General features: G+C 58.1%; 20 protein-coding genes and 1 pseudogene. 19 read left to right on the forward strand and 2 right to left on the reverse strand.

Annotation, left to right across the window (positions count from 1 at the left end; translation table 11 throughout):
- The first annotated feature begins 158 nt into the window (after positions 1 to 158).
- Positions 159 to 1,940 (forward strand): Hsp70 family protein, encoded by a 1,782-nt coding sequence (locus tag Q2B33_RS12805; protein ID WP_300571600.1) that lies wholly within the window; start codon positions 159 to 161, stop codon positions 1,938 to 1,940.
- Between the two features lie 85 nt (positions 1,941 to 2,025).
- Positions 2,026 to 6,189: a hypothetical protein gene (locus tag Q2B33_RS12810; RefSeq protein WP_300571598.1), complete on the forward strand. Its 4,164-nt coding sequence runs from the start codon at positions 2,026 to 2,028 to the stop codon at positions 6,187 to 6,189.
- Here Q2B33_RS12810 and Q2B33_RS12815 read toward each other — a convergent pair.
- Positions 6,186 to 6,425 (reverse strand): annotated as a pseudogene (locus tag Q2B33_RS12815) (queuosine precursor transporter); the annotation flags it as partial. The gene Q2B33_RS12810 and the pseudogene Q2B33_RS12815 sit on opposite strands and share 4 nt — an antisense overlap.
- Before the next feature lie 332 nt (positions 6,426 to 6,757).
- Here Q2B33_RS12815 and Q2B33_RS12820 point away from each other — a divergent pair.
- From Q2B33_RS12820 to pstB, 7 genes are all read left to right on the forward strand, one after another.
- A complete protein-coding gene (locus tag Q2B33_RS12820; protein WP_300571596.1) occupies positions 6,758 to 7,366 on the forward strand; it encodes an N-acetylmuramoyl-L-alanine amidase in 609 nt (202 codons plus the stop codon).
- Positions 7,367 to 7,495: 129 nt separating this feature from the next.
- Positions 7,496 to 8,416 carry a phosphate ABC transporter substrate-binding protein gene (locus Q2B33_RS12825; RefSeq protein WP_300792105.1) on the forward strand — a complete coding sequence of 307 codons (921 nt, stop codon included), beginning with the start codon at positions 7,496 to 7,498 and terminating at the stop codon, positions 8,414 to 8,416.
- Between the two features lie 441 nt (positions 8,417 to 8,857).
- Complete coding sequence (pstC, locus tag Q2B33_RS12830; protein WP_300571592.1) at positions 8,858 to 9,841, forward strand: phosphate ABC transporter permease subunit PstC; 984 nt, start codon at positions 8,858 to 8,860, stop codon at positions 9,839 to 9,841.
- Between the two features lie 47 nt (positions 9,842 to 9,888).
- Complete coding sequence (locus Q2B33_RS12835; RefSeq protein ID WP_300792103.1) at positions 9,889 to 10,062, forward strand: hypothetical protein; 174 nt, start codon at positions 9,889 to 9,891, stop codon at positions 10,060 to 10,062.
- A 13-nt stretch (positions 10,063 to 10,075) separates the two neighbouring features.
- Complete coding sequence (locus Q2B33_RS12840; RefSeq protein WP_300571590.1) at positions 10,076 to 10,249, forward strand: hypothetical protein; 174 nt, start codon at positions 10,076 to 10,078, stop codon at positions 10,247 to 10,249.
- Between the two features lie 13 nt (positions 10,250 to 10,262).
- Positions 10,263 to 11,165: a phosphate ABC transporter permease PstA gene (gene pstA, locus Q2B33_RS12845; RefSeq protein ID WP_300571588.1), complete on the forward strand. Its 903-nt coding sequence runs from the start codon at positions 10,263 to 10,265 to the stop codon at positions 11,163 to 11,165.
- A 40-nt stretch (positions 11,166 to 11,205) separates the two neighbouring features.
- A complete protein-coding gene (pstB, locus tag Q2B33_RS12850) occupies positions 11,206 to 11,964 on the forward strand; it encodes a phosphate ABC transporter ATP-binding protein PstB (protein WP_296478137.1) in 759 nt (252 codons plus the stop codon).
- A gap of 117 nt (positions 11,965 to 12,081) precedes the next feature.
- Here pstB and Q2B33_RS12855 read toward each other — a convergent pair whose 3' ends face one another.
- Positions 12,082 to 13,380 carry an HlyC/CorC family transporter gene (locus Q2B33_RS12855; protein WP_300571585.1) on the reverse strand — a complete coding sequence of 433 codons (1,299 nt, stop codon included), beginning with the start codon at positions 13,378 to 13,380 and terminating at the stop codon, positions 12,082 to 12,084.
- 207 nt (positions 13,381 to 13,587) lie between these two features.
- Here Q2B33_RS12855 and Q2B33_RS12860 point away from each other — a divergent pair, with 207 nt between their 5' ends.
- The 10 genes from Q2B33_RS12860 (at position 13,588) to Q2B33_RS12905 (ending at position 26,428) form a co-directional block, all read left to right on the forward strand.
- A complete protein-coding gene (locus Q2B33_RS12860; RefSeq protein WP_300571632.1) occupies positions 13,588 to 13,983 on the forward strand; it encodes a TIGR04086 family membrane protein in 396 nt (131 codons plus the stop codon).
- Between the two features lie 498 nt (positions 13,984 to 14,481).
- On the forward strand, positions 14,482 to 15,501 hold the full coding sequence (locus tag Q2B33_RS12865) for an SDR family oxidoreductase (RefSeq protein ID WP_300571583.1): 1,020 nt from the start codon (positions 14,482 to 14,484) through the stop codon (positions 15,499 to 15,501).
- Between the two features lie 184 nt (positions 15,502 to 15,685).
- Entirely contained in the window at positions 15,686 to 15,829 is a 144-nt protein-coding gene (scfA, locus tag Q2B33_RS12870; protein WP_251207802.1) for a six-cysteine ranthipeptide SCIFF, read from the forward strand.
- A gap of 245 nt (positions 15,830 to 16,074) precedes the next feature.
- Positions 16,075 to 17,457: a thioether cross-link-forming SCIFF peptide maturase gene (gene scfB / locus Q2B33_RS12875; RefSeq protein WP_300571580.1), complete on the forward strand. Its 1,383-nt coding sequence runs from the start codon at positions 16,075 to 16,077 to the stop codon at positions 17,455 to 17,457.
- A gap of 225 nt (positions 17,458 to 17,682) precedes the next feature.
- Positions 17,683 to 19,941 carry a protein translocase subunit SecD gene (secD, locus tag Q2B33_RS12880; RefSeq protein WP_300783105.1) on the forward strand — a complete coding sequence of 753 codons (2,259 nt, stop codon included), beginning with the start codon at positions 17,683 to 17,685 and terminating at the stop codon, positions 19,939 to 19,941.
- A 113-nt stretch (positions 19,942 to 20,054) separates the two neighbouring features.
- The gene (locus Q2B33_RS12885; protein WP_300574202.1) at positions 20,055 to 20,762 is read left to right on the forward strand and encodes a PolC-type DNA polymerase III; all 708 of its coding nucleotides are present in this window, start codon (positions 20,055 to 20,057) and stop codon (positions 20,760 to 20,762) included.
- A gap of 75 nt (positions 20,763 to 20,837) precedes the next feature.
- Complete coding sequence (locus tag Q2B33_RS12890) at positions 20,838 to 21,026, forward strand: hypothetical protein (RefSeq protein ID WP_300574199.1); 189 nt, start codon at positions 20,838 to 20,840, stop codon at positions 21,024 to 21,026.
- Between the two features lie 89 nt (positions 21,027 to 21,115).
- Positions 21,116 to 22,921, forward strand: a complete 1,806-nt coding sequence (locus tag Q2B33_RS12895) for an Mbeg1-like protein (protein ID WP_300783103.1) — start codon at positions 21,116 to 21,118, stop codon at positions 22,919 to 22,921.
- Between the two features lie 119 nt (positions 22,922 to 23,040).
- The gene (locus tag Q2B33_RS12900) at positions 23,041 to 25,659 is read left to right on the forward strand and encodes a DEAD/DEAH box helicase (RefSeq protein ID WP_300565884.1); all 2,619 of its coding nucleotides are present in this window, start codon (positions 23,041 to 23,043) and stop codon (positions 25,657 to 25,659) included.
- A gap of 43 nt (positions 25,660 to 25,702) precedes the next feature.
- A complete protein-coding gene (locus Q2B33_RS12905; protein ID WP_300565882.1) occupies positions 25,703 to 26,428 on the forward strand; it encodes an SWIM zinc finger family protein in 726 nt (241 codons plus the stop codon).
- Positions 26,429 to 26,726 lie beyond the last annotated feature (298 nt).

A 26,726-nucleotide genomic window follows, 5' to 3' on the forward strand; every position in this document is an offset into this window, starting at 1 on the left:
CCACGGCCTCAACAATGCGAATGTTGCGCGCTCCCAACTGCGCTAATGCCCCATGCATATTAGTATAGCACAAATCAGACAAAATGCAATAAAAATTTTTAGAAATTTTGCATTTGCCTGAATATGTAAGATTTGGAAACGGACGGGGAGGTATGGACATGGCAATCATAGGAATAGATCTGGGGACGACAAACAGCCTGGCGGCCTACTGGAGGGACGGCAGGCTGGAGCTGATTCCGGGTGAGGACGGGAATGTGCTGTTCCCCAGCGCGGTGGGGTATGTGGAAGGGGAAGGCTTCCTGGTGGGAGCGGCGGCAAAGGAGCGGCTGCTGACCCACCCCGACGACACGGTGGCTTCCTTCAAGTGCTTCATGGGCACGGCGAAGGAGTACAGCCTGGGCGGCAGGATGTATACCCCCATGGAGCTGTCGGCCATGGTGCTGGAGCGGCTGAGGCGGAACGCGCAGCGGGTGCTGCAGGAGGAGATTGAGGAGGCCATCGTCACCGTACCCGCCTACTTTAACGACAGGCAGAGAAGCGACACCAAGAAAGCGGCCCAGGTGGCTGGGCTTAAGGTGGAACGCCTGATCAACGAGCCCTCGGCGGCGGCTCTGGCCTACCGGATGGCTTCGGGTGAGGAGGACAGGACGCTGATCGTCTTCGACTTCGGAGGCGGGACGCTGGATCTGTCCTATGTGGAATGCTTTGAGAATGTGATAGAGATCGTGGCCGTGGCAGGGGACAACCATCTGGGCGGGGACGACATCGACAGAGCCATCCAGTCCTATTTCTGCAAAGAGAACGGACTGGTGGAGGAACGGCTCCCCCTGGAGGAGCTGGCGAGAATCCGGCATCTGGCGGAGCAGTCCAAATGCGCCTTGTCCTCCGCCGGGCAGGCAGACATGGAGCTGACCGTGGGAGGAAAGGCGTGCAGGGCGACGTTGACGGAGGACATCCTCTTTGAGCTGTGCATGCCCCTTTTCGGGAGGATGAAGGAGCTTTTCCTGCATCTTCTGGAGGACGCGGATTCCAGGGTTTCCCGGATAGACGACCTGGTCATGGTGGGCGGCTCCTCCAGGCTGGGGGTGGTGAGGCGGTTCCTGTCGGAGCTTCTGGGGAAAGAGCCTGTGGTGCTGGACGAGACAGACCGGGTGGTGGCTCTGGGGGCGGGGATCTACGCCGGAATCCGCAGGCGCGGGGAGGAGATCCGGGACATGCTGCTGACGGACGTGTGCCCCTTCACCCTGGGGATAGGAGTCCGGAACAGGAGCGGGCAGGACAGGAATATCTTAAGCCCCATGATTGAGCGCAATTCCACGCTCCCCGCCTCCGTGAAGAACAGGTTCGTCACCACCGGCGATTACCAGAGGGAAATCCTGGTGAAGATTTACCAGGGGGAAGAATATTATGTGGACGACAATGTCTGTCTGGGGGAGGTAAACATAGAGGTGGCTCTGAAACCGGCGGGACAGGCCTGGGTGGACGTGCAGTTCACTTATGATATCAATGGGATCCTTCATGTGTCGGTGGAAAACGAGATGGGGGAGCGCAGACGGATTCTGCTGGCGAACCAGGCTCTGAGCCCGGAAGAGCTGGAGCGGTATGCAAAGGAGATGGAGAAGATCATGCTGCCGCCCATAGAGCAGCCGGAGAACCAGGAGACGCTGGCGCGGTTCCTGGCGTATTTCGAGGAAAGCACCGGAGAGCAGCGGGAGCGGATCGGAGCCATGATCGGGAGCATCACCCGGGGGCTGTGCAGCGGCAGGAAGAAGACGGTTCGGAACGCCCAGGAGACCGCCAGAGCCTGGCTGGCCATGCTGGAGGAGAGCCAAGAGACAAAAGAGGAGAGGCTGTTCGACGGAAGAACCTCCTATGAGTGGTATGGGGAGGAAGACGAGTGTTGGGATGATGGGGAAACTGGCTGGGGAGGAGAAGGCTAAGGCGGCGGTGATGAGGAGTCGAACAACAGGAAGAGGATTGTGACAACAGGAAATAGCTGGGAAGATTGGGAAAAGGAGCATGAAAATGAGGAGTGACATTTGGGGGCTTTTGGGAATAAGCCCTACTGGTGACAGAAAGGCCATCCGCAGCGCTTATGCGGCTCAGTCCAGGCTGCACCACCCGGAGGAGGAGCCGGAATATTTTGTGGAGCTGAACCAGGCTTATAAGCAGGCGCTGGATTTTGCCCGGACAGCCGGAGCGGGGGATGCGGACGTAAATAGCAGAGAGGACGGAACTGGCCGGGAGAACAAGGGCAGCGCAGGGAACAGGGGAGACAGAGAAGACAGGAACAGCGCAGATGGCAGAAGGGTGGAAAGAAATAGAAAAGGGGAGGAAGACAGGAACGGAAGGTACAGAGAAGGCGCAGGGGATACCGGAGACAGAGACGACCAGGAAGACAAGGGCAGCAGTGAAAGTGTAAAAAGCTATGACACGGAATCTGGCAGGATACATAGCGGTGTGGAGAACAAAGAGAAGCAATCAGCCCAAATGCATGACAGCGCAGGGGATGAAAGGAAAGAGTCAGCCCAGATACGTGACAGTATAGGGGATGAGAAGAAAGAATCAGCCCAAGTGCATGACAGTGCAGGAGATGAAGAGGAGAATGGAACCACCCATAAGCTGAACCGCGCGAAGTCCGAAGACCGACAGGAATCAGCCGCAGAGACAAATGACACAGGGAAAGATGACGGCGAGAAAGAGTCAGCCAAAGCGACGGGCGGCATTGTGGGAAGCGGAAGCCGACAGGAATCTACCGCCTCGTCATACAATAACGAAGAGGACGAAGATAAGCAGAAATCCACCCCAGCCACAGCAGGTTCCCCGGAAGCGACAACAGAAAGGGAATCCGCAAGTACAGATGCCAGAGAAAATGAGCTTTCCCTTTTAGAGCGCCTGGCCGATGCGCAGCAGAAGGCCATACAGCAAAGCATGGACACAGGTGCCCTGCATGAATTCATCGCCCTTTTTACAAATCCCAAACAGGCGAAAAACGCCGATGCCTGGAGACGCTTTTTCCTGTCGGAGACGTTCCTGGGGGAACAGTATGCGGAGGGATTCGCCAGGGGCCTGTACGCCTACCTCATGGAACAGGAAGTCTGCCCCCACGACAATCTCCCCATGGCTCTCCTCCAGGAGCTGGCCATCGCCTACGCGCTGGTTCCCCACTTTGCCGGGGAAGAGTACAGGGAGGGCATGAAATATCCCAAGGAATGGTACAAGGTCTCGGTGGAGCAGACCTTCCCTGCCAGGAAACAGGTGGCGGAGATCTTCAACAGGCAGGGCTGGGACTGCGACCTGAAATCCATGACCAGGCGCATGCTGAAGCAGCCCGCCAACAAGGTGCGCCACAATGCCTTTTCCGACTACCTGGATTTAAAGGAAATGGGGCGCCAGGGACAGCTCACAGAGGCGGAGAAGGAGACTTGGCAGCATATCCTGGGCTTAGGACAGGTGCATTACCTCTATGAGCGCAACGGCAAACAGCTGGGCAGCGCGGATTACGAGAGCCGCAGCGAATGCGTGGTGAAGCTCTATGTCCAGTGGCTGAAGGACGAAGGGCTGCCGGAATGTGTGCTGAAATTCCTGTACCAGAAGTTCGCCTTCCGGGAGCTGGAGCACAGCAGCACCAAGGGTCTGTACGGAGCCTTGAAGGAACAGGTGCTGAGACAGCTTCCCCAGGTGGAGGAGCTGCTCTTCGGCCAGGACGGACTGGAGCAGAAGGCTACGAAAGTATACCGCGTCTGTTCCCGGATCATCAATGACAATCAGAACAATTACGAGAAATCCATCTACGAGGAAACCCCTGAAATCCGGGAGCGGGTGGAGGCTCTGTTCGCCATGCCGGAGTGGAAGGAGCTGCAGGGGGACAGAGGGCTGTTCGATAAGCTCTGCGGGGGAGCGCAAAGGCTGGTGATGCCCCGCTCCCTGGCAGAGGGGCTGATCCGATACCTGCAGCAGGGGGATTTCCCGGAGCCCAGATGCACGGAGCTTTTGGAGAGCCTGCTGCGCTCCCTGGCCACAGCCCGGATGTGCAGGGAGATTGACTACCGTTTCCGGGTGCCTGTTCCGGACGTGGACATGGACGATCTGGAGGGGAATGGGGATTTCTGGCAGTATTATCTGATGCGGGGATTCGGCTTCCGCCACAGCCGGATCCGGGGAGCCTGGGAGGACGGATACCTGTATGAGATGGACGGGGAATGCTATCTTCCGGCCTATATCCGCTATCTCTACGCGCCCTCCCGGGTATGGCAGAGAGCCTTTACGGGATTTTGCCAGGAGACGGAGTCCATCCCGGAACCGGTGAGCGCGGTATGCGCCCTGCCGGACGGCAGGGTCTTGCGGGTGGAGTTCCATTATCACTATTGCCTGTATTTCCTGGAGGAAACGCCGGTGCTGGCCCCGATTCTGTCCTTTGCCCAACTGCATCGGTGGGCGCTGGAGCATCTGCAGACGGGGACGGATACCGGCCAGGATGCCGATGGACAGACAGAGGGACAGGTGCGGGACTTCTTCTTCCTGCTGGCGGTGACGGCCATTGAGGACTCGGAGCGGAGAGCGGCGGAGGAGCTGATCATGCAGTGGCTGGGGAAGCTTCCCCTGTATCCCCAGATCTGTCCTCTGCTGGCCAGGCTGCTGGCCGCGGACAATGACCGGCTGCCTGCGGGAACCAGGGCGGTTTATTATGAGGAACAGGAGCGGTTCTGCTTCCGGGCGGTGGTGTCCGGGGAGGGGATCCGCATCTATCGCCAGATGGAGTTCGGCTGGGAGGACAGGATCTTCAGAAGGGCGGAATTCGGCTGGAAGGAGGTTCCGCTGTCCATGGAAGCCCTGGGTCTGGGAAGGAGCCGGGTGCCTGCGCAGGCTCTTGTGGGGGTGTCTCCTGTAGAACTGCCACCTGTAGAGCTGTCTCCTGAGGGGGTGTCTCCTGTAGGACTGTCTTCTGAGGGATTGTCTCCTGTGGAGCTGCCCCCTGTAGGACTATCTTCTGAGGAGCTGTCTTCTGAGGAGCTGTCTTCTGAGGAGCTGTCTCCTGAAGGGCTGCCCTCTGTGGGGGTGTCTTCTGCGGAGCTGGAAAACCTTGCGAGGGAGTCACTGCTTCTGCTGCGCCAGCCCAAGCCTGTACTTTTGGCCACACAGAATCTGGAGGGGATGGACGTGCTGCAGAAGACTCAGGCGGTGTTGAAAGCCATGGGGTTCCCGGAAGGGGTGGAAGGGTATTGTGTGCTGCGCTATGGACAGGAGAGGGAGAGGCGCCATGACAAGGTATTCTACGGCGCACTGTCGCCTTTCGGCTTTCCAGTGGGCATCCATTCCCCGGAGTATGAGAGAAGCATGCGTTTCCACATGGATGTCTCCCGGACGAAAATCAAAGAGGGGAAGCGCTATGTAGGGCGTTTTGGATGGGGATTCAAATATTCGCACCAGTCGGACTTTTGGCCCCTGTGCGTCTACCAGGGGGACAGCGGCACGTATTACGCCGACGGCACCGTCAGGATGTACCGGGCGCAAAGCCTGGACAAGCTCCTTGCGGACTGGCTGAAGCCGGAGCTGGAGGGCGTCACGGAGGTGGAGGCCTACGGAGGGCTTCTCACGGTATCCAGGCTTGACCACAGGCTGGAATACTGCTATGGAGAGAAGGATTTTCAGGATTCTGTCCATGGAACGGGGCAGACAGTGGCGGATTTCTTCACCGTGTTTGGCGGATACCGGCTGTGGGAGACTTTTGCCCGGTGGATGGATGCCGCCCTGGGGAAGGGGCTGCCGGACTGGGTGAATGTCCTCACCATCGGCCAGGCTCTGGGAAAGGAAGAGGGGGAGGGAAGCATCCTGTCCCTCACAGGGTGTTATGTGGAAGAGGTGAACCTGGATCTGCTGGAACTGCAGGAGCGGCTGGGGGCGGACTCCCGGGAGGATTTCCAAGAGGAAGAGGAAAGGGAGAGACCGGCCGGAGGACAGGGAGAGTGGGAACAACCAAACGCACAGCAGGCCGCGCTGGCGGAGAGTATGCCGGAGTACAGGGAATATCCGCTGGAAGCTCCGCGCCTTGTCTGGGGAAAAGGACTTGCCGTGCATATGGTGAGCCAGTCCCTGTGGGATGCGGCGCGATGGTATCTGGAGGAGCGGCCGGGAGAAGGAGCGGAGCTTCTGCGCAACCGCCGTATCCGGGTGGAGATTGCGGATTAGGTAGCTGCCTTCCCTTCCTTTATCCGCCTGGCCAGATACAGCGCCGGCGTGTCCAGCAGCGATGTAAAGATATAGATGACATAGCTGCTCGCGAAGATGGACAAAAGCGTCTCTGCGTCATAGGTGCCGTAGAAAGCGAACAGCGTGAACAGCAGCGAGTTCAGAAGCTGGCTGATCAGTGTGGAGCCATTGTTGCGGAGCCACAGGAACCTGCGACTGTCGCCGGTCTTCCTCTCCGTGAAGGCCCACCATTTATGTTACAGCCACACATCGAAGATTTGGCTTGCGGCGTAGACGATGAAGGAGGATGAAAGCGCATTTTTGATAGACACATCCGCTGCCGCGCAGGAGAACGATTTCCCGCTTTCTTTTTTCGGAATTTCACTATATCTTTCCATCATAAATAAAAGCGCCCCCAAAGGACGCTTCAGGGCATGCTCTGCCCCTTTTGTTCCTTTGTTTTGCTCCAGGAGGCCGGAGAGCCGGTCTCCCGGGCAGGATGGTTACGAACTGCCAGACCCTGCTATAGCAGAATTTCTACGGCTGTCAATGGTGTCGGAAAAACTTTATGGCAGCGGGCAAAAAGAAGGGAACAAAGGCCAGGCCCCTTACATATGATGTAAAAAAGGTGTGCGGAGGTGGGGCCATGGTGGTGATAGATGCCGGACACGGCGGCAGCAATCCGGGAGCGGTGTACCAGGGCAGGCGGGAGAAGGACGACGCGCTGGCGCTGGCCCTGGCGGTGGGACAGATTCTGGAGGAGAACGGGGTGGAGGTGTATTATACCAGAACCACGGATATCTATGAATCCCCCCAGCAGAAGGCCCAGGAGGGCAATGCGGTCCAGGGAGACTACTTCGTGTCCATCCACCGCAATTCCAGCCCCTATCCCAATCAGTATACGGGGATAGAATCCCTTGTATACAATCATTACGGAGAGGCGGGAAGGCTGGCGGAAAATATCAATGCCAGGCTGGAGCAGGTGGGATATGAGAACCAGGGCGTGAATGAACGGCCGGACCTGGTGGTGCTGAACCAGACGCAGATGCCGTCTGTGCTGGTGGAGGTGGGCTTCATCAATACGGATGCGGACAACCGCTTGCTGGATGAGCGGTTCCGGGAGACGGCCCGGGCAATCGCGGAGGGAGTCCTGGCCACTGTGTGGAGCGCGGCGTGAGGAGGCAGGGTTGTCCGCTTGGGCGCAGGATGCGGGATACAGAGGTTTCTCCGGAAGCCCTGGATGCTCTGGGGCCGGTGCGGGCGGGACGATTGGGGTTTGCACCCACCGGGGATTGGGGGGCTTGGTATGTGGATAGATAGGCGGAGGCGGTTGCGGAATGCTGCTGTATGGATGGCGCTGTGGGGCTGCTGCCTTGGGGGCTGTGGGGGGCTGCAGGCAGAATCGGACAGCAGCAGGGGGCTGTGGGTGGAACGGGACAGCGGCGGGGTGCAGTGGGAGGGTTCCCTTCATCTGGCGGGCAGCTCTTCCATGGAAAAGATGACGGACGCGCTGGCAGAGCGCTTCATGGAGCGGTATCCGGAGGTCGCGGTGACGGTGCAGTTCACAGGCTCCAGCGCGGGAATCGAGGCGGTGGTGAACGGGAGCGCGGACATCGGGAATGCTTCCAGAGGCCTGACGCAGGAGGAGAGGGAGAACGGCGCGACAGGCTATGTGGTGGCGTTGGACGGCATCGCGCTGTGCGTGGATGCCGCAAATCCCGTGACAGGGATGACGGGGCAGCAGTTGGCGGACATTTATACAGGAGAGATTACAAATTGGTCGTCGATTGGGGGCGGCGATGTGCCCATTGTCCTGATAGGCCGCGAGGCGGGGTCCGGCACCAGGGAGGCTTTTGAGGAGCTGCTGGGGATAAGCGGCCAGTGTACATATGCCAATGAGCTGGACAGCACAGGGGCTGTCATGGCGAGGATCGCGTCCACTCCCGGTGCAATCGGATATGTGTCCTTTGATGCACTGAATGTTTCAACGAATAGTGATATTCAGGATACCGTCCATCCGCTCCTGCTGGACGGGACGGCCCCTACCACGGAAAATGTCAGAACCGGAAAGTACCCTCTGTGCCGTCCTTTCCTGATGGTGATTCGGGGGGAGCTTGCAGCCCAGAGCGAGCTGGTGCGGCTGTGGTTTCGCTATGTGGCCAGCGAGGAGGGGCAGGCTGTCATGGAGAGGATGGGCCTTGTGACCGTGGACGGAGAGAGCCGCTAGGTTTGGCCTTGAAGGGGATTGGAAGGAAATTGATGGGCGGAAGAGGTGTGTGGAAAGGTAGGAGAAATAGGCCTGGGGAAGGAGCTTGGGGAAAGGGCCTGGGAAATAGGCCTGTGGAGAAGCTTGGGGAAGGAATCTGGGAAATAGGCCCGTGGAGAAGCCTGAGGAAGGGATTGGTAAAATAGGCCTGTGGAAGAAGCAATTGGAAGGGGTCTGGGAAATAGGCCCGTGGAGAAGGCTTGGGAAGGGGTCTGGGAAATATGCTTGGGGAGAAACCTGAGGAAGAGGTCTGGGAAATAGGCCCGGGGAAGGAGCTAAAAAAAGATGCCTGGACGAAAGATATCCGGATGGAGAATGCCGTAGGGGAGATGTTCGGGGAAAGGCCAGGGAAAGATACCTGTGGAAGCGAGCACGGCCCGGTCGGGGCCAGGGAGGACATCTATGGAATACAGAAAAAGGAAGGCGGCAGGGGAGGCAGCGGCGCAGATGCTGTGCACGGTCTGTGCCGCCATCGCCCTCCTGGCGGTATCCTCCATCACTGTCTACATGCTGAAAAGCGGGATTCCGGCCATCCGGCAGGTGGGCCTTAAGGAAATCCTGTTCGGCACCCAGTGGAGGCCCACGGCCCGGGAACCGCGGTTCGGAATCCTGTACGTGATACTGACCTCGATCCTGGGAACCTCTCTGGCATCCCTCCTGGGAATCCCGCTGGGGATCCTGACGGCAGTGTTTCTGGCGGAAGCAGCCGGCCGTAGGATGGCGGGGCCGGTAAGATGCGCCGTGGAGCTGCTCTCTGGAATTCCTTCCGTCACCTACGGGCTGCTGGGCATCTATCTATTGAATCCGTGGATGTACAGGCTGGAGAGGCGGCTGTTCGCAGGCTCCGGCACCCATCGGTTCACGGGCGGGGCGAACCTGCTTTCCGCGGCCATCGTGCTGGCGGTGATGATGCTGCCCACGGTGATCAATATCAGCGAGGCCTCCATACGGGCGGTGAAGCCCTCTGTCAGGGAGGCATCGCTTGCGTTGGGGGCATCCAGGGTGCAGACCTGGTTCCTTGCCGTGCTGCCGGCTGCCGGCCCCGGCATCGCCACGGCAGTGGTGCTGGGGGTGGGCAGGGCCATAGGGGAGGCCATGGCGATCACGCTGGTGTCCGGAGGGAGCGTGAACCTTCCCCTCCCCTTTAACTCCGTGCGGTTCCTCACCACGGCCATCGTGGGGGAGATGGGGTATGCCCAGGGCCTCCACAGACAGGCCCTGTTCACCATCGGCCTGGTGCTGTTCGCGTTCATCATGCTGATGAATCTGTGGCTGACGGGGATTCTGAAGGATTCGGGGCAGGGAACGTCTGCAGGCAGGACAGGAAGCGCCAGGCGGGCGTCCTGGGCACAGCAGGAAAGGATCGTAAGACGGGGAAGAGCATGAGGCAGAGAGGGGCATGAGGCAGAGAAGGGCGTGGGTCAGAGAAGGGCATGAGGCAGAGAAGGGCGTGGGTCAGAGAAGGGCGTGGGTCAGAGAAGGGCGTGGGTCAGAGAAGGGCATGGGTCAGGGAAGGGCGTGGGTCAGAGAAGGGCATGGGTCAGGGAAGGGCGTGGGTCAGGGAAGGGCATGAGGCAGAGAAGGGCATGAGGCAGAGAAGGGCATGAGGCAGAGAAGAGCATGAGGCAGAGAAGGGCATGGGTCAGAGAAGGGCATGGGTCAGAGAAGGGCGTGGGTCAGGGAAGGGCATGGGTCAGGGAAGGGCATGGGTCAGGGAAGGGCATGGGGCAGGGAAGGGCATGGGTCAGAGAAGGGCATGGGGCAGAGAAGAGCATGAGGCAGAGAAAGGCATGAGGCAGAGAAGTGCATGAAGCAGGAGGAAACGGGCCGGGGGACGCTTTACCGGAGGCGGAGGAAGCCGGGGGAGATATTTTTGCTGGCAGCGGTTTACGGAGCGGCGTATTTTTCCATGTTTCTGCTGTTGGGCATCATCGGGTACATATTTTCCAGGGGCTTCCGGATGCTGAGCCTCCGGTTCTTCACCTCCGTCACAAGCGCCTGGAGAGGGACGGTGGGCATCGGGGGCAGCCTTGTGAACACGCTGTACATCATTGTGCTGGCCCTGGCGGTGGCAGTGCCCGTGGGCGTGGGGGCGGCGGTGTATCTGAATGAATACGCACAACCGGGTATATTGGTGCGGTCAATCGAATTCGCCACGGAGACGCTGGCGGGGATCCCTTCGGTGATCTTCGGGCTCTTCGGCATGGTGCTCTTCGTGGACGTGCTGGGGATGGGATATTCCCTGCTCAGCGGCGCCGCCACCCTGGCCCTGATGGTGCTGCCCCTCATCGTGCGCAACACACAGAGGGCGCTGCGCACCGTGCCGGAAGGGTACCGCAACGGGGCGCTGGGGCTGGGGGCTCCGAAATGGCATCTGATCCGCACCATCCTCCTGCCCTCCGCCATGCCGGGGATTCTCTCCGGTCTTGTGCTGGCGGTGGGCCGCATCATAGGGGAATCGGCGGCGCTGCTTTTCACTGCCGGAAGCGCCAGAATCCTGCCCAGGCTGGGGGGAGGGTTCCTGCGGAATCTGTCCGTGCTGTCCCGAAAGGCTTCCGAATCCGGCGGGACGCTGGCGGTGGAGCTGTACCTCCAGATGCAGAACGGGGAATTTGAGGCGGCTTTCGGCATAGGCTGCGTACTGATCCTGCTGGCCCTTGTGCTGAACATTGCGATGCGGCTGGCAGGGGCGGCAGGGAGAGGGACGTGAAAGCAGGACTGAGAAAGCGCAGAGGCAGGAGGCTGGAGAAATGGAGCGCAGCAAGATATCGGTGAGCGGCCTGAACCTTTTTTACGGCGGGAAGCAGGCGCTGAAAGGCGTGAGCCTGGAAATCAGGGAGAGGGAGATCATGGCCCTGATCGGCCCCAGCGGCTGCGGGAAATCCACCTTCTTAAGATGCCTGAACCGGATGAACGATCTGGCGGAGCAGGTGCGCATTGAGGGGAAGGTGCTCCTGGACGGGGAGGACATCTATGACGAGAGGGTGGACGTGACGCTTCTGCGCAGGCGGGTGGGCATGGTATTCCAACAGCCCAATCCCTTTCCCATGAGCATCTATGACAATGTGGCCTATGGTCCCAGGCTGCAGGGGGTGAGGGACAAGGGGCAGTTGGAGGGAATCGTGGAGCAAGCCCTGCGCGGAGCGGCCATTTTCGATGAGGTGAAGGACAGGCTTAAGAAACCTGCCCTGGGGCTGTCCGGCGGCCAGCAGCAGCGGCTCTGCATGGCCAGGGCCCTGGCGGTGGAGCCGGAAGTGCTTCTGCTGGATGAGCCTACCTCGGCCTTGGATCCGGTCTCCACCCGAAGCATAGAGGAGCTGATGAAAAGCCTGAGGGAGCGCATGACCATGGTCATCGTGACCCACAATATGCAGCAGGCTGCCAGGGTGGCGGACGATATGGCTTTCTTCCTGGGGGGAGAGGTGGTGGAATCCGGCAGCGCTGACAGCCTGTTCAGAGGGCCTGTGGACAGGCGCACGAAGATGTATCTCACAGGGCGTTTCGGATAGAAAGAAGCGGAGGACAGGAATCTCCTGCCCTCCGTAACTGTATGGTCCGTGCTCATCGGAGCCAGGCCTGCGGTATTTTGGTATCTATTGTAGATGGAGCGCCCAGCGGGGGGAGAATCAGTCCTCGGACTGCTCCCTGTCGCCGTCATTCTCCTCTTCGTCCTCCGTCTTCTCGGGAATGGTCATCAGAACTTTGACGATACGGTTCTGCTCGATGCCCTGGACTTTCAGGTGGATGCCGTTTTCCAGGGTGACCTCCTCGCCGTCCTCGGGCAGCCGGTCCAGGCTCTCGATGATGATGCCGCCGATGGAGTCGTAGTCCTCGCTGTCCAGCTCTGTGTCCAGTTCATCGTTGATGTCGTCCAGCTTCATGCTGCCCTCCACCAGGTAGACGCGTTCGTCCACTTTCTGGATGTATTCCTCTTCGTCTTCATCGTATTCGTCACGGATTTCACCCACGATTTCCTCCAGCAGGTCTTCCAGGGTGATCATACCTACGGTGGCACCGTATTCGTTCAGGACGAAGGTGACGCTGGTGGTCTTCTCACGCAGCTCGTAGAGCAGGTCTGCAACCTTTTTGTATTCATATGTATAATGGGCGTCCCTGAGGATTGACCTGACCTGGAAATGCTCCTCGTCCTCGGTGAGGATGAAGTCCTTGATATTGATCAGGCCGATGATGTTGTCCTTGTCATCCTGATACACGGGGAAACGTGTGTACATAGACTCCCGGAAGATGGAGAGCACTTCCTCGAAGGTGGCTTCCACGTCCACGGTGACCATGTTGATCCTGGGCACCATGATGTCCTTGGCCAGCGCATCGGAGAAATCGAACACATTGTAAATCATCTCTTTCTCCTCGGATTCGATGACGCCGCTCTCGTGGCTCACGTCCACATAGGTGCGGAGCTCCGCCTCGGTCATGGTGGTGATCTTCTTGCTGGGGTCGATGTGCAGCAGGCGCAGGATTCCGTTGGACATTTTGTCCACCACGAAGATGACGGGGGTCATGACCTGCATCAGGCCGTATATGATGCCGCAGTAGGCCAGCGCGATTTTATCCGAGGAGAGCATGGCCCAGGTCTTGGGGACAATCTCGCCGCAGAGCAGAATGACCAAAGTCAACACACCGGTAGCAACGGCCACGGGGATGCCGAAGCGCAGGGCGATGGTGGTGGTCAGGGCAGAGGTGGAAAGGTTCACGATGTTGTTGCCGATCAGAACGGTGCTCAGCATCTTGCTGTAGCTTTCCAGTATCTTGTTGACCTTTGCCGCGCGTTTGCTGCCCTCTTCCTCAAGGGTGCGCATGCGGACACGGTTCACCGTGCTGAAAGCGGTCTCTGCCGAGGAAAAGAAACCTGACAAGATGACAAGAATCAGTAGAGAGATAAGTTGTATGCCTTCTGGAACGTCCAAAAATAAGTCACTCCTTTTTGATACTGACAGCCGGTCTTGGAAGCCGTCTGCCGCGATGATGGTTTATAGTAATCAAAATTTAATATACAGAATGGGAGGCGATTTGTCAAGTTCCCAAAAGCCGGCGCATATGATTTTATAAAAAGTTTATAGTCCAAAGGCCGATCATGGATGGGCTTTTGGCGGACAGGGGGAATTGTGGAACATATGGAGGGAAAGCATGCCATGGAGAGGAATCAGGGGATGAAAGGGGTGCCGGTGGCTTTTTTTCTGAAGAGTCTGCTCTTTTCTTACATATTGACGGGGGCGCTGCTGGCGCTGCTGGCATTTTTGCTGTACCGGTTCGGGCTGGGGGAGCGGGTGGTGTCCATCGCTATTATTGCCATTTATGTGGTGGCCACGTTCTTTTCCGGGTTCGTGGCGGGGAAGCGGATGGAGAGCAGGCGGTTTTTCTGGGGGCTTTTGATGGGGGGCGCTTATTTTCTGGTGCTGGCTGTGGTCTCGCTGGCGGTGGGGAAGGGGGATGTGCAGGTGGGGAAGTCATTTTTTACGACGCTGGCGTTGTGTGCCGGCGGGGGGATGCTTGGGGGGATGTTGAGTTGAAATAGGGGAGGGACAGCGGGGGACGGCGGGCGGGGCAGGGGGGACTTTGCTCGGCTCGGGTAACGCCTGCGGTGAACTAACTGCTAACTTCGACTAGAACACGAGAGTGCCGTGTTCTAGTCTGCGTAAGCAGTGGATTTCACCTCCGGCTAAGGGCACCCTCTGGTGCTGTCGCAAAGTCCCCCCTGCGCCGCCCGCCTGGGTGTTCGCCCATGGGCATGTACTCGGTTGTCAAAGAACATGTCTTCTGCCCCGCCCGATTGGGTGTTTGCGGGTTTTTGCCGGAGGAGTTTGTTTAGAGGTTTTGGCAAGAAGTGCTTGAAGATAGGGGTGTGGGAGGGTATAATTTATGGTGTATGGGGAGTGGGGTGAAGGTATGGGCGATAGGGGAAGGATGTTGGGTAGGGGCTATTAGTGAGTTTGCAGGTTGTGGTGGTCTTGGGATTTGGTAGGGGGCGGAGTTGGCAGCATTAATTCGAAAGAAACGGAGGGACAGGTATGAGGGTACTGTTTATCGGAGGGACGGGGACGATCAGTAGTGCGATTTCCAGGAAGGCGGCGGCGCGGGGGGACGAGCTGTATCTGCTGAACCGGGGGAATCGGAGCGTGGAGGTGCCGGAAGGGGCGAGGCTGGTTCGGTGCGATATCGGGGATGAGGCTGCGGCGGCAAGGGCGCTGGAGGGGATGAGCTTTGATGTGGTCTGTGATTTCATCGGGTTCGTGCCGGGGCAGATGGAGCGGGATTTCCGATTGTTCGCGGGGAGGACGAGGCAGTTCATGTACATCAGCTCGGCTTCGGCGTACCACAAGCCGGTGAGGGATTACCGGGTGAATGAGGGGACGACTCTTGCCAACCCTTACTGGGAGTATTCCAGGAACAAGATTGCCTGTGAGGAGTACTTGATGCGGATGTATCGGGAGAACGGTTTTCCGGTGACGATTGTACGGCCCAGCCATACCTATGGCGAGAAATCGGTGCCAGTGGGGGTGCATGGGGACAATGGGAGCTTCCAGGTGCTGAAGCGGATGCTGGAGGGGAAGCCGGTGATCGTCCCGGGGGATGGGACGTCGCTGTGGACGATTACTTTTAATGAAGATTTTGCGGATGGTTTCCTGGGGCTTATGGGGAATCCCCACGCCATTGGGGAGGCGTTCCAGATTACCAATGACGAGTCCCTGACCTGGAACCAGATTTATGGGATCGTGGCGGATTGTCTGGGGGTGGAACTGAAGGCTTATCATGTGGCGTCGGAGTTCCTGGCGGCGGTGGGGCCTTATGATTTTACGGGGAGCCTGATTGGGGACAAGGCCAATACGGTGGTGTTCGACAATCGGAAGCTGAAAGCGGCTGTCCCGGGCTTTTGTCCGGTGATCCGGGCAGAGGAGGGGCTGCGCAGGGCCGTGGCGTATGTGATGGCCCATGAGGAGTGCCAGAGGGAGGATCCGGCCTTCGATGCCTGGTGCGACAGGGTGATCGGGGCGCTGGAGCGGGCGAAGGAGGAGGCGGCCGGAGGTTAAAAAGCGCTGCCAGATCCGGAAGCATAGAGCAGTTTGCGGAAGAGTGCCACTTTTTTTGAAAAAAACCTTTTACAAACAGATATTTTATGATATACTACAAAAAGTTTCCCGGATGTGGTCGTGGAGTGGGTTTCGCGCTCTGGCCGCGGTGGGATGGAATGAAGGAAAGAGGAGGCTTATTGATATGAAGCACATCAAGACTTTGACTACGAGGAACCTGAAGGAATCCATGAAGAAGGGCGGCTGCGGCGAGTGCCAGACTTCCTGCCAGTCTGCCTGCAAGACTTCCTGCACAGTGGGGAACCAGAGCTGTGAGAAGGTGAAATAGTGTTGCCATTTACGGCTGTGCCGCAGAAGGAGCCGTGAGTCGTAACCTGTCAGTTATACTGCATAACGCTGAATGCTGCCTAATGTAATCATGCGAATGAACCAGTCAGCGTTATGCAGTCTGGTTTCACGGCAAGTGAAATCGTTAAGCAGTATACATAGGCGTTCGTTTCGACAAGCCAAGCAGCGGATTCCTTCGCTGCTTGAACTTTGTTGATGGATTCGGACAGGGAAAGGGATAGTTCAGTGATACACCAATATAAAAGCAATGGATACAATATCGTGATGGATGTGAACAGCGGTTCCATCCATGTGGTGGACGATGTGGTCTATGATTTGATTCCTCTGGTGGAGCCGCTTGTGGCGGAGGGCGTGAAAGATGCCGCCGCTGTCAGGGAGGCTGTGCGGCAGGAGGGGCTGCCCTACTCGGCAGAGGAGATTGGGGAGGCCGTGGAGGAGATTCTGGAGCTGGAGGCATCCGGGGCTCTGTTTGCGAAAGATATCTATGAGGACTATGTGTTTGACTTCAAAAAGCGCCAGACGGTGGTGAAGGCGCTCTGCCTCCATATCGCCCATGACTGCAACCTGGCCTGCAAGTACTGTTTCGCAGAGGAAGGGGAATACCACGGCAGACGGGCGCTGATGAGCCTGGTGGTAGGGAAGAAGGCGCTGGATTTCCTGGTGGCCAATTCCGGGAACCGGGTGAACCTGGAGGTGGACTTCTTCGGCGGGGAGCCGCTGATGAACTGGCAGGTGGTGAAGGATCTGGTGGCCTATGGCCGGAGCCTGGAAGAGCCCAATAACAAGAAATTCCGCTTTACCCTGACTACCAACGGCGTGCTCCTGGATGACGAGGTGATGGAGTTCGCCAATAGAGAGATGGCGAACATTGTATTGAGCATCGACGGACGGAAGGAAATCAACGACAGGATGCGTCCTTTCCGGGGCGGCCAGGGCAGCTATGATGTGATCGTGCCGAAATTTCGAAAGGTGGCCGAAAGCAGGGGGCAGGAGCGGTATTATGTGCGGGGGACATTTACCCGCAACAATCTGGACTTCTCCAGAGACGTGCTGCATCTGGCGGATCTGGGCTTCCGGCAGATATCCGTGGAGCCGGTGGTGGCCGGGCCGGAGGACGACTATGCAATCCGGGAGGAGGACCTTCCGGCGCTGCGGGAGGAATACGACAGGCTGGCGGCGGAAATGATAAAGCGTAAAAAAGAGGGAGAGGGATTCAACTTTTTCCATTTCATGATAGATTTGGAGGGCGGCCCCTGTGTGGCAAAGCGCCTTTCAGGCTGCGGCTCCGGGACGGAGTACCTGGCGGTGACGCCCTGGGGGGATTTGTATCCCTGCCATCAGTTCGTGGGGAATGAGGATTTCCTCATGGGCAATGTGGAGGAGGGCGTGCTGCGCGCTGATATCCGGGACGAGTTCAAGGGCTGCAATGTCTATGCCAAGGAGAAGTGCAGGAAATGTTTCGCGAAGTTCTACTGCAGCGGCGGCTGCGCGGCCAATGCCTACAACTTCCACGGCAATATCAATGAGGCTTACGATGTGGGCTGCGAGCTGGAGCGCAAGCGCGTGGAATGCGCGATTATGCTCAAGGTGGCAGAGGCGGAGCTATAAACAGTAAATGCCCGCCAGGTGCCTATAAGAGTTACGGACGCACTTTGGCCGGAACTCTTATATCGAGCCTTGGTAGCTGGCGGGCATTTACGGAACTATAAATCAGTAACCGCACAAACGGTGCCCATAGGATTTGCGGACGCTTTAGCGGCCGGAAATTCTATGCCGTGACTTGGTAGCGTTTGTGCGGTTACGGAACTACAAATTAAGAAAGGATAAAAGAACATGAAAAAGAACAAGGCAATAGTGGTATTGCTTTGCATCCTCCTGGTGCTGATAGGCGTCACGTATGTGGACGTCTTCGGCGTGAATCCGGAGGGTGAGGGCAGCATGTCTGACATCAACTTGGGCCTGGATCTGGCCGGCGGCGTCAGCATCACCTATCAGGTGGTGGGGGATGAAGACCCCAGCGCCACGGACATGAGCGATACCATAGCGAAGCTGCAGAAGCGCGTGGAGAACTACAGCACGGAGGCCATTGTCTATCAGGAGGGCACCGACAGGATCAATATCGAGATTCCCGGCGTCAGCGATGCCAATGCCATCCTGCAGGAGCTGGGCAGGCCCGGTACGCTGTATTTCATCGCCCAGACGGACGACCAGGGCAATCAGAACTACAGCCAGCAGACAGTACAGAACCCGGACGGCACCTACGGCGTGGGGTATGTGCTGACCAAGACCATCGACGAGCTGCTGGAGGACGGTTCCATCCAGGTGCAGGGCACGGATGTGAAGGAAGCCAGCGCGGGCAGCCTCCAGACCAACATGGGCTCCGAGTTCGCGGTGAGCCTGACCATGACGGACGAGGGCGCGAAGAAATTCGCGGAAGTCACACAGAGGGCCTTTGACAAGAATGAGTCCCTGGCGATTTATTATGACGGAAACATCATCAGCGCTCCCGGGGTGAACGCGGTCATCACCGACGGCAGCGCCCAGATTTCCCCCATGGAGTCCTATGAGCGGGCGGAGAACCTGGCATCCACCATCCGCATCGGCGGCCTGAGGCTGGAGCTGGAGGAGCTGCACTCCAAGGTGGTGGGCGCCCAGCTGGGCGTGGAGGCCATCGACACCAGCCTGAAGGCAGGGGCCATCGGCCTGGCACTGGTCATCATCTTCATGATAGTGGTGTATCTGATTCCTGGCCTGGCATCGGGAATCGCGCTGCTGTGCTATGTGGCGCTGGTGATCCTGCTGCTGAACGGCTTTGACATGACATTGACATTGTCGGGCGTGGCGGGCATCATCCTGTCCATCGGTATGGCGGTGGACGCAAATGTGATTATCTTTGCACGTATCCGCGAAGAACTGGCATCGGGCAAGACTGTGCGCAACGCCATAAAAATCGGTTTCGACAAGGCGCTTTCCGCCATCATCGACGGCAACATCACCACTCTGATCGCCGCGGGCGTACTGCTCCTGCTGGGACCCGGCACGGTGAAGGGCTTTGCACAGACTCTGGCGCTGGGCATCGTGCTCTCCATGTTCACGGCTTTGGTGGTGACCAGATATCTGCTGTACGCGTTCTATGCCCTGGGACTTAAGAGCGAAAAGCTCTACGGCGTGGGGAAAGAGCCCAGGACGCTGGCCATCGTCTCCAGGAAAGGCATTTTCTTCGGTGTCTCCCTGGCGGTGATCGTGGCCGGATTCGTTGTCATGGGCGTGCACAAGGCGTCCTCCGGGGATGCCCTGAACTACAGCCTGGAGTTCAAGGGAGGCACGGCTACTACCGTGACCTTCTCCCAGGCCATGACATTGGAGCAGGCCAATGCGGACGTTGCTCCTTTGATTGAGGAGATTGCGGGAAGCGCGGTACAGATTCAGACCGTGCAGGACTCCAATGAGGTCATCTTCAAGACCAGCTCTCTGGACGTGGAGCAGAGGGAAGCCCTGAACGAAATGTTCGTGGACAAGTTCGGGGTGGATGAGAAGCTGATCACCTCCGAGACCATCAGCTCTGTCATCAGCAGTGAGATGAAGACGGACACCGTGATTGCGGTGGTGGTGGCCATCATATTCATGCTGCTCTACATCCGCATCCGGTTCAAGGACCTCCGGTTCGGCTTAAGCAGCATCATCGCGCTGCTGCATGACGTGCTGGTAGTGCTGGCGTTCTACGCGGTGGCCAGGGTATCCGTGAGCAATACCTTCGTGGCCTGTATGCTGACCATTGTGGGCTATTCCATCAACGCCACCATCGTCATCTTCGACCGTATCCGTGAGAACATGGCGACCATGAGCCACAAGGACGACCTGAAGGACGTCGTGGACAAGAGCATCACGCAGACCATGTCCAGGAGCATCTTCACTTCGCTGACCACATTCATCATGGTGGCGGTGCTGTATGTGCTGGGCGTCACCAGTATCCGGGACTTCGCGCTGCCTTTGATGGTGGGCATCGTCTGCGGCGCATACTCCTCCATCTGCCTGGCGGGGAGCCTGTGGTATGTGTTCCGGCAGAAATTCGTTCCGAAGAAGGAAAAATAACGTAAGAGAAACGTATCGTTTGGAAAGGGGCTGTTGCGGCAGCCTCTTTTCCTCATATAAAAGCCTGTCCTGTAGGGCAGGGGACAACGGGTAAAAGGACCAAGGAGGATGCGATGGCAGTGGAAAGAGGAAAAAGGCTGAGCCTGTACACAAAGGATTATGTGGTGTTTGATTTGGAGACTACGGGGCTGAGCCCTGAGGCGGATGAGATTATTGAAATCTCCGGCATACGGGTGCGGGAGGGAAAAGTGGCGGAGGAGTTCTCCACGCTGGTGAATCCCGGCAGGCCCATTCCCTATGCGGCCTCCAGGGTCAATGGCATCACGGACAGGATGGTGCGGAAGGCCCCGAATCTGCGGGACGCGCTGGGCAGGTTCCTTGCTTTCATAGGAGAAGACGTACTTGTAGGACACAACATACATACCTTCGACATGCTCTTCCTCTATAACGGCGTTGCCCGGGCGCTGAAGCGGGCGGTGCCAAACGACTATGTGGATACGCTGTATCTGGCCAAAAGCTGTCTGCCCGGGCTGTACCGATACAGGCTGACGGACCTGGCGGCCCATTTCGGGATAGATACCCAGGGGGCGCACAGGGCCCTGAAGGACTGTGACATGAACCGGCAGTGCTACGAATTCATGGGCAGGATTCTGGAGAGCAGGGCGCAGAGCATGGGGGGAGATGCCTCGGGGAGCGGGGACAGCGCACCGGAGGAAAGCTGCCCGAACTGCGGCGGAGTCCTGGTGAAGCGCAAGGGGAAATTCGGCGCGTTCTGGGGCTGCAGCTCCTTTCCGCGGTGCAGGTATACCAGGAACGCGTGAAGTTTGGTATGAAGTCTGGTAGGTAGGGGGTTCACATTTCGATTTGAGCCGTCAAGGGCGGTATGGAGGGTTTTTATGAAATCAGGCGACAGGGACGAAGGATGGATAACGGGAAGGATATATTTCAACAGAGAGGATAAAAGGCTGATTGTCAAGAGGCGGAATAATGAGTGCAGCTGGACTGTGAATCTGGGAAATAAGTGGGCTTGGGCGCTGTATATCATTGTTTTCATGATTGTGGTTATAATATGCAGCGTGCTCTGATTCCCCTCCCGTCTGCGGAAGAGGCAGGGAAGTATGGATTTGGGGTTGATGCGGTTCTGCAGGGCAGTGCCGGAGGCGGCATATGGGGCATGGGAGGCCTGGCTGGAAGGGATATGGGGATGCCGGAGCGCCGAATCCGGGACAGGAATGAGGATGTTTTGCGGGAGAGGTGTAAGATGGGGACATTGCTGAACTATCTGGAAAAATATGGGAAATACACTTTTCAGGAAATGCCCATGACGGATGTGGACAGCCTGGCGCTGTGCCAGCTTGCGTATCTGAAGTTTGACGGGATGGTGCCTGGGGTAGAGGATGGCATGCCCGGCGTACCGGGGGCGGGAGGCGGATTACATGCCGGAGTGGGGACATCTGAAATGGGGGCATCTGGAGAGGGTACGTTCGAAGTGGAGGCACCTGGAGCGGGGGTGTGCGAAGTGGAGGTATCTGGAGCGGAGGTGCGCGAAGCGGAGGCATCCGGAGAGGGGATGTTTGAAGTGGAGGCATCCAGAGTGGGGGCGTTTGAAGTGGAGGCATCCGGAGCGGGGACGTTCGAAGTGGAGGCATCCAGAGCGGGGGCGTGCGAAGTGGAGGTATCTGGAGCGGAGGCGCGCGAAGCGGAGCCATCTGGAGCAGCACCGTCCAGAGTGGAGGCATCTGGAGCGGAGGCGTCCAAAGTGAGGACATCCGGAGTGGAGGCGCCCAAAGTGGAGGCATCTGGAGCGGAGGCGTGCGAAGCGGAGACATGTGGAGCAGCGGCATCCAAAGTGGAGACATCCAAAGCGGGGGCATCCGAAGCGATGGGGGCGGAAAGGGAAACGGCAGATAAGGCCGAAGCGGAAGTCTCGAAGGGATTTCTGGTGGAGCCGTCTGAGAGGCCGGGTGTCACGTTGGAGAGCCTGAAGGAGCATCCGGATTTTGAGAAGCTCTTTGCGGACGTGCGCTATGAGAAGCCAAACCGCGCCCTCTACGAGAGGATGGTTCAGGGGAAGCGCTTCCGGAACCTGGAGTTGAATTATTATGTAAATGTAATAGAAGAGCGGTGGGAGACCCAGTTCTCGGCGGTGACTTTTACCCTGGGGGACGGGAGCCGCTATGTGGCGTACCGGGGCACGGACGAGACCATCGTAGGGTGGAAGGAGGACTTCAATATGGCGTTCCTCACGCCGGTGCCTGGACAGGCCATAAGCGTGGAATATCTGAACAGGGTGGCCGGGAGATTCGGCGGCCCTCTCTATGTGGGCGGCCACTCCAAGGGCGGGAACCTGGCGGTGTACAGCGCCATGAACTGCAATCCGGATATACAGGATCGTATCCGGAAAATCTACAGCATGGACGGGCCGGGCTTCCGGCCGGAGGTGCTGCGGGAGTGCGATTATGGGAAGATAGCGGACAGGGTGGTAAAGATTCTGCCCAATTCCTCCCTGGTGGGGATGATATTCGAGTCCGGCATGTATTTCCAGGTGGTGAAGAGCAAGACCTTCGGGCTGCTCCAGCACGACCCCTATACCTGGCTGGTGACGGGGAACCATCTGGTGCGGGCAGACCGCCTGTATGAGCGCAGGCAGCAGATGGACAACAACCTGAACCAGTGGATTCTGTCCCTGAACGAACAGCAGCTGCGAACCTTCGTGGACACGCTGTATCAGGTGATTACTGCTTCGCAGGCGGACAATCTGATCGATTTCACGGCGGAGTGGAAGAAGAGCATGAACGGGGTGATTGCCGCGCTGAAAGAGGTGGATGAAGAGACCGTGAAGGCGCTGAAGGAGATCGTGGGGTCGCTGTTCGAGATCGCCAGGGAGAATCGGAAGAAGCAGGTGGCGGCAAAGGCGGAGGCGGCCCTTGAGGCCTTGGGGGCGAAAGGGAAGGACGGGAGGCCAAAGGCGGATTCATGAGAGCGGGGTCAGACAGCCCCACAGAAGTTGTAGAAGTTATGTTCCGGCAATTTCTATGGAAATCAAGGGCGGACATAGAATCAATATACCGATAGAAAAAACACGGAAGGACGATTTTTATGGATAAGACAAGTACCAGCGGGGAAGGGCTACAGTTCATTTTCACGGAAAAAGATTTCTATCCGGACGCCCCGTCCCCTCAGGAGGAGAGCGGCGGGAATGTATGGAGGATTCGGTTTGAGGCGGACAGATATTATGCCCTGTACCAGATGGGCTTCGAGGAGAGGAGCGAGAACCCCACGGCCACGGGAAGCTTCCTCTACCTGGTCTCGGACACGTTTCTGCGGTGCCTGACCAGGCTGCCGGAGCTGGAGCTGGCCCGGGAAAAGGTGAGTGTGAAGCCCATGGCCGAGGACGTGGAAGCGCTCCTTCGGGCGCTGCCCTTTGCCATCGGGGCGGAGCATGTGGACGGGAAATGGATTGCCGCGGTCTTCCGCAGGCTGCTGAAGATTTTCCGGGAAGAGATATCGGCGTACCAGGGCACGGTGGAGATGTATTTGACAGAAAAGAGCCAGCACCTCCATGTACCGGAGCGGATCTTCTTCCATCTGGTGGAGAACAAGGGGGAAGAATACCCCTTTGCCTTCCTGGCCACCTATGCCACCAGGGGAGCGGACGGCAAGGTGCGCCATGTACCGCTGAAATATGCCCTGACAGAGTACAAGGACGAGCGGGACAAGCTCTTAAAGCTCCTGTCCTGCCTGAACCGCGCCGCGGAGGTGTCGGAGCTGATAGCGGGCTTCATGGAGAGCGGCGAGATGTTCCATCCCCTGCGGCTGACGGCGGAAGAGGCCTATGAGTTCCTGAAGCAGATTGAGGCCATCGAACAGGCGGGAATCCTGTGCCGGATTCCCAACTGGTGGAAAAAGAAAGCGGCAAGCGTGGCGCTGGAGGCCAGCCTGGGGGACGAGAAGCCCGCCATGCTGGGCTTCGACACTTTGGTCAGCGTTCGGCCCAGACTGGTGGTGGACGGGGAGGAACTGACCGAGGAGGATATCCGCAGGCTTTTAGAGCAGACCGAAGGCCTGGCGCTGCTCAAGGGCAAATGGGTGGAGGTAGACCACGAGAAGCTGCGGGAGCTGCTGGCAAGGCTGGAGGAGATGCCCGGGGAAATGACTCTCTTCGATGCCATGCAGCTGGAGATGGGGCAGGGGAAGAAGCAGCTGGACGTGGGGACTGCGGTGTCCAATGGGCAATGGCTGTCGGAATTCCTGATGCACATGCGCAAGCCCGAGACCATCCGGAAAGCCCCGGTGCCCAAAACCTTCCAGGCCACCCTGCGCCCCTACCAGAAGAACGGCTATACCTGGCTGAACTACATGGACGGACTGGGCTTCGGGGCCTGCCTGGCGGACGACATGGGCTTAGGGAAGACGGTTCAGGTGCTGGCCTATCTGGAGAGGCTGCGCACGGAGCGTCCGGAGGCCAGAGTCCTCCTGGTGCTGCCGGCATCCCTCCTGGGCAACTGGCAGCGTGAGGCACAGAAATTCGCGCCGAAGCTGGATTTTCTGCTGCTCCACGGGCACAGCGCCGGGGTATTGGAGGAGGAGCTGGCGGAGAGCCGGGCTTTCCTGACCATCACGACCTACGGCATGACAGTCAGGGTCAAAGGGCTGCAGGAAATCAACTGGGACTGCGTCATCCTGGACGAGGCCCAGGCCATCAAGAACGCTGGCACCAAGCAGACGAGAGAAATCAAGAAGCTCTCCTCCCGGATGCGCATCGTGATGACGGGCACGCCCATCGAGAACGAGCTGATGAACCTCTGGTCCCTGTTCGATTTCCTGAACAAGGGGCTTTTAGGCACCGCCAAAGAATTTCACGAATACTGCAAGAATCTGAACCAGCATCCTGAGGGCTATATGCGGTTAAAGACAATGGTGTCGCCATTCATGCTCCGGCGGGTGAAGACGGACAAAAAAATCATCTCGGATCTGCCGGAGAAGCTGGAGAGCGTGGACTATGTGGCGCTGACCAAGAAGCAGGTCGTCCTATATCGGAAAGCGGTGGCTGACATGGAGAGGCTGATTGGCGAGGTGAAGGGTATAAAACGCAGCGGGATTATCCTCACCACTATCATGAAGCTGAAGCAGATCTGCAACCATCCAGATCAATTCCTGGGGCAGTCCGCTTACACGATGGAGGAAAGCGGGAAGCTCCTGATGCTGAAGGACATCTGCGAGACCATTTATGAAAGACGGGAAAGAGTCATTGTATTCACGCAATTCAAGGAAATCACAGAATACCTGGCCGCTTTCCTGGAGCAGGTCTTCGGGAGGAAAGGACATGTGCTCCATGGCGGCACGCCGGTGGCAAAGCGGGGGAAGATCGTGGAGGATTTCCAGGGGGAGAAATACGTGCCCTTTATGGTGGTGTCCGTGAAGGCGGGGGGAACCGGCCTGAACCTGACCAAAGCCAACCATGTGATTCATTTCGACCGCTGGTGGAATCCTGCCGTGGAGAACCAGGCCACAGACCGGGCCTTCCGCATCGGCCAGAAAAAGGACGTGGTGGTGCATAAGCTGGTTTGCCAGGGAACCATCGAGGAGAAGATCGACGCCATGATCGAATCCAAGAAGGAACTGGCGGAGAACGTGATCGGTTCCGGTGGGGAGAAGTGGATTACGGAGCTGAGTAATGACGAGTTGATGTCCATGCTGAAATTGGAAATGAAATAAAGATTAAAAGTCTATTTACACCAGCTTACGAAAGGAGAGCGGAATGAGCAGATATTGGGAGACGGCAACGTATGAACAGCCCACCGCGGCGGAGATAAGGAAAAACGCGGCGGAGAGCAAGAAAAAGGAAAAGAAGAAGGGCGCCGCTCTGGAGCCTGTGACTGTCCAGGGCAGGACGATCGTGCACAACTGGTGGGGGAAGGCCTGGTGCGAGAACCTGGAGCAGTATGCAGACTATGAAAGCCGTCTGGACAGGGGCAAGCGCTATGTCCGGGCCGGAGCGGTGCTGGATCTGAAGATTCAGAAGGGAAAAATCCAGGCCAGGGTGCAGGGAACCAGAAAGGTGCCCTACAAGGTGGAGATTCGCATCAGCCCTCTTTCCGAGGAGAAATGCCAGGGAATCATCGAGAAATGCGGCAGCAAGATTGAAAATATGGAGGAGCTGCTGAACGGGAACTTCCCGGAGCAGATGCAGGAGCTGTTCCAGGGGAAGGACGGCCTGTTCCCCACGCCCCGGGAGATCAGCTTTAGCTGCAGCTGCCCGGATTGGGCGCTTCTGTGCAAGCATGTGGCGGCGGCCCTGTACGGAGTGGGAGTGCGCCTGGACGAGCAGCCGCTGCTGTTCTTCGAGCTGCGGGGGATCGATGTGGGGCGGTTCATCGATGTGACCATTGCGGGCAAGGTGGAGGCGATGCTGGCGAATGAGGGGAAGGGCAGTGACCGGATTATTGCGGATGAGGATGCCAGGGGATTGTTTGGGGTGTTGTAGTGCCGCGCTGCTGGAAAAGGGCTTGCCGGCAAAACGCACTCAAAAGTATGGATTTGCGTTCAGCGGAAAACAGGTGTTGATTGGAGGCTGAAATTGAGTCTGCGGGTGCAGATGCCAGGGAGTTGTTCGGGGCGCTGCCGGGAGCCTGGAGCGGGGGGTTCTGCTCCGGGGAGCCGCGGAAGGGGAATGGTATAAAGGGAGCCGGGATGGAATGTCCCGGCTTTTGTGTTGTCTGATATGATACCAAAAAGTGTACTTTTTGGCTAATATCAAAAGATGGGCACAATTACCAAGAAAA

Origin of the sequence: uncultured Acetatifactor sp. (assembly GCF_948601915.1) — a bacterium.
Taxonomy (GTDB): domain Bacteria; phylum Bacillota; class Clostridia; order Lachnospirales; family Lachnospiraceae; genus Acetatifactor.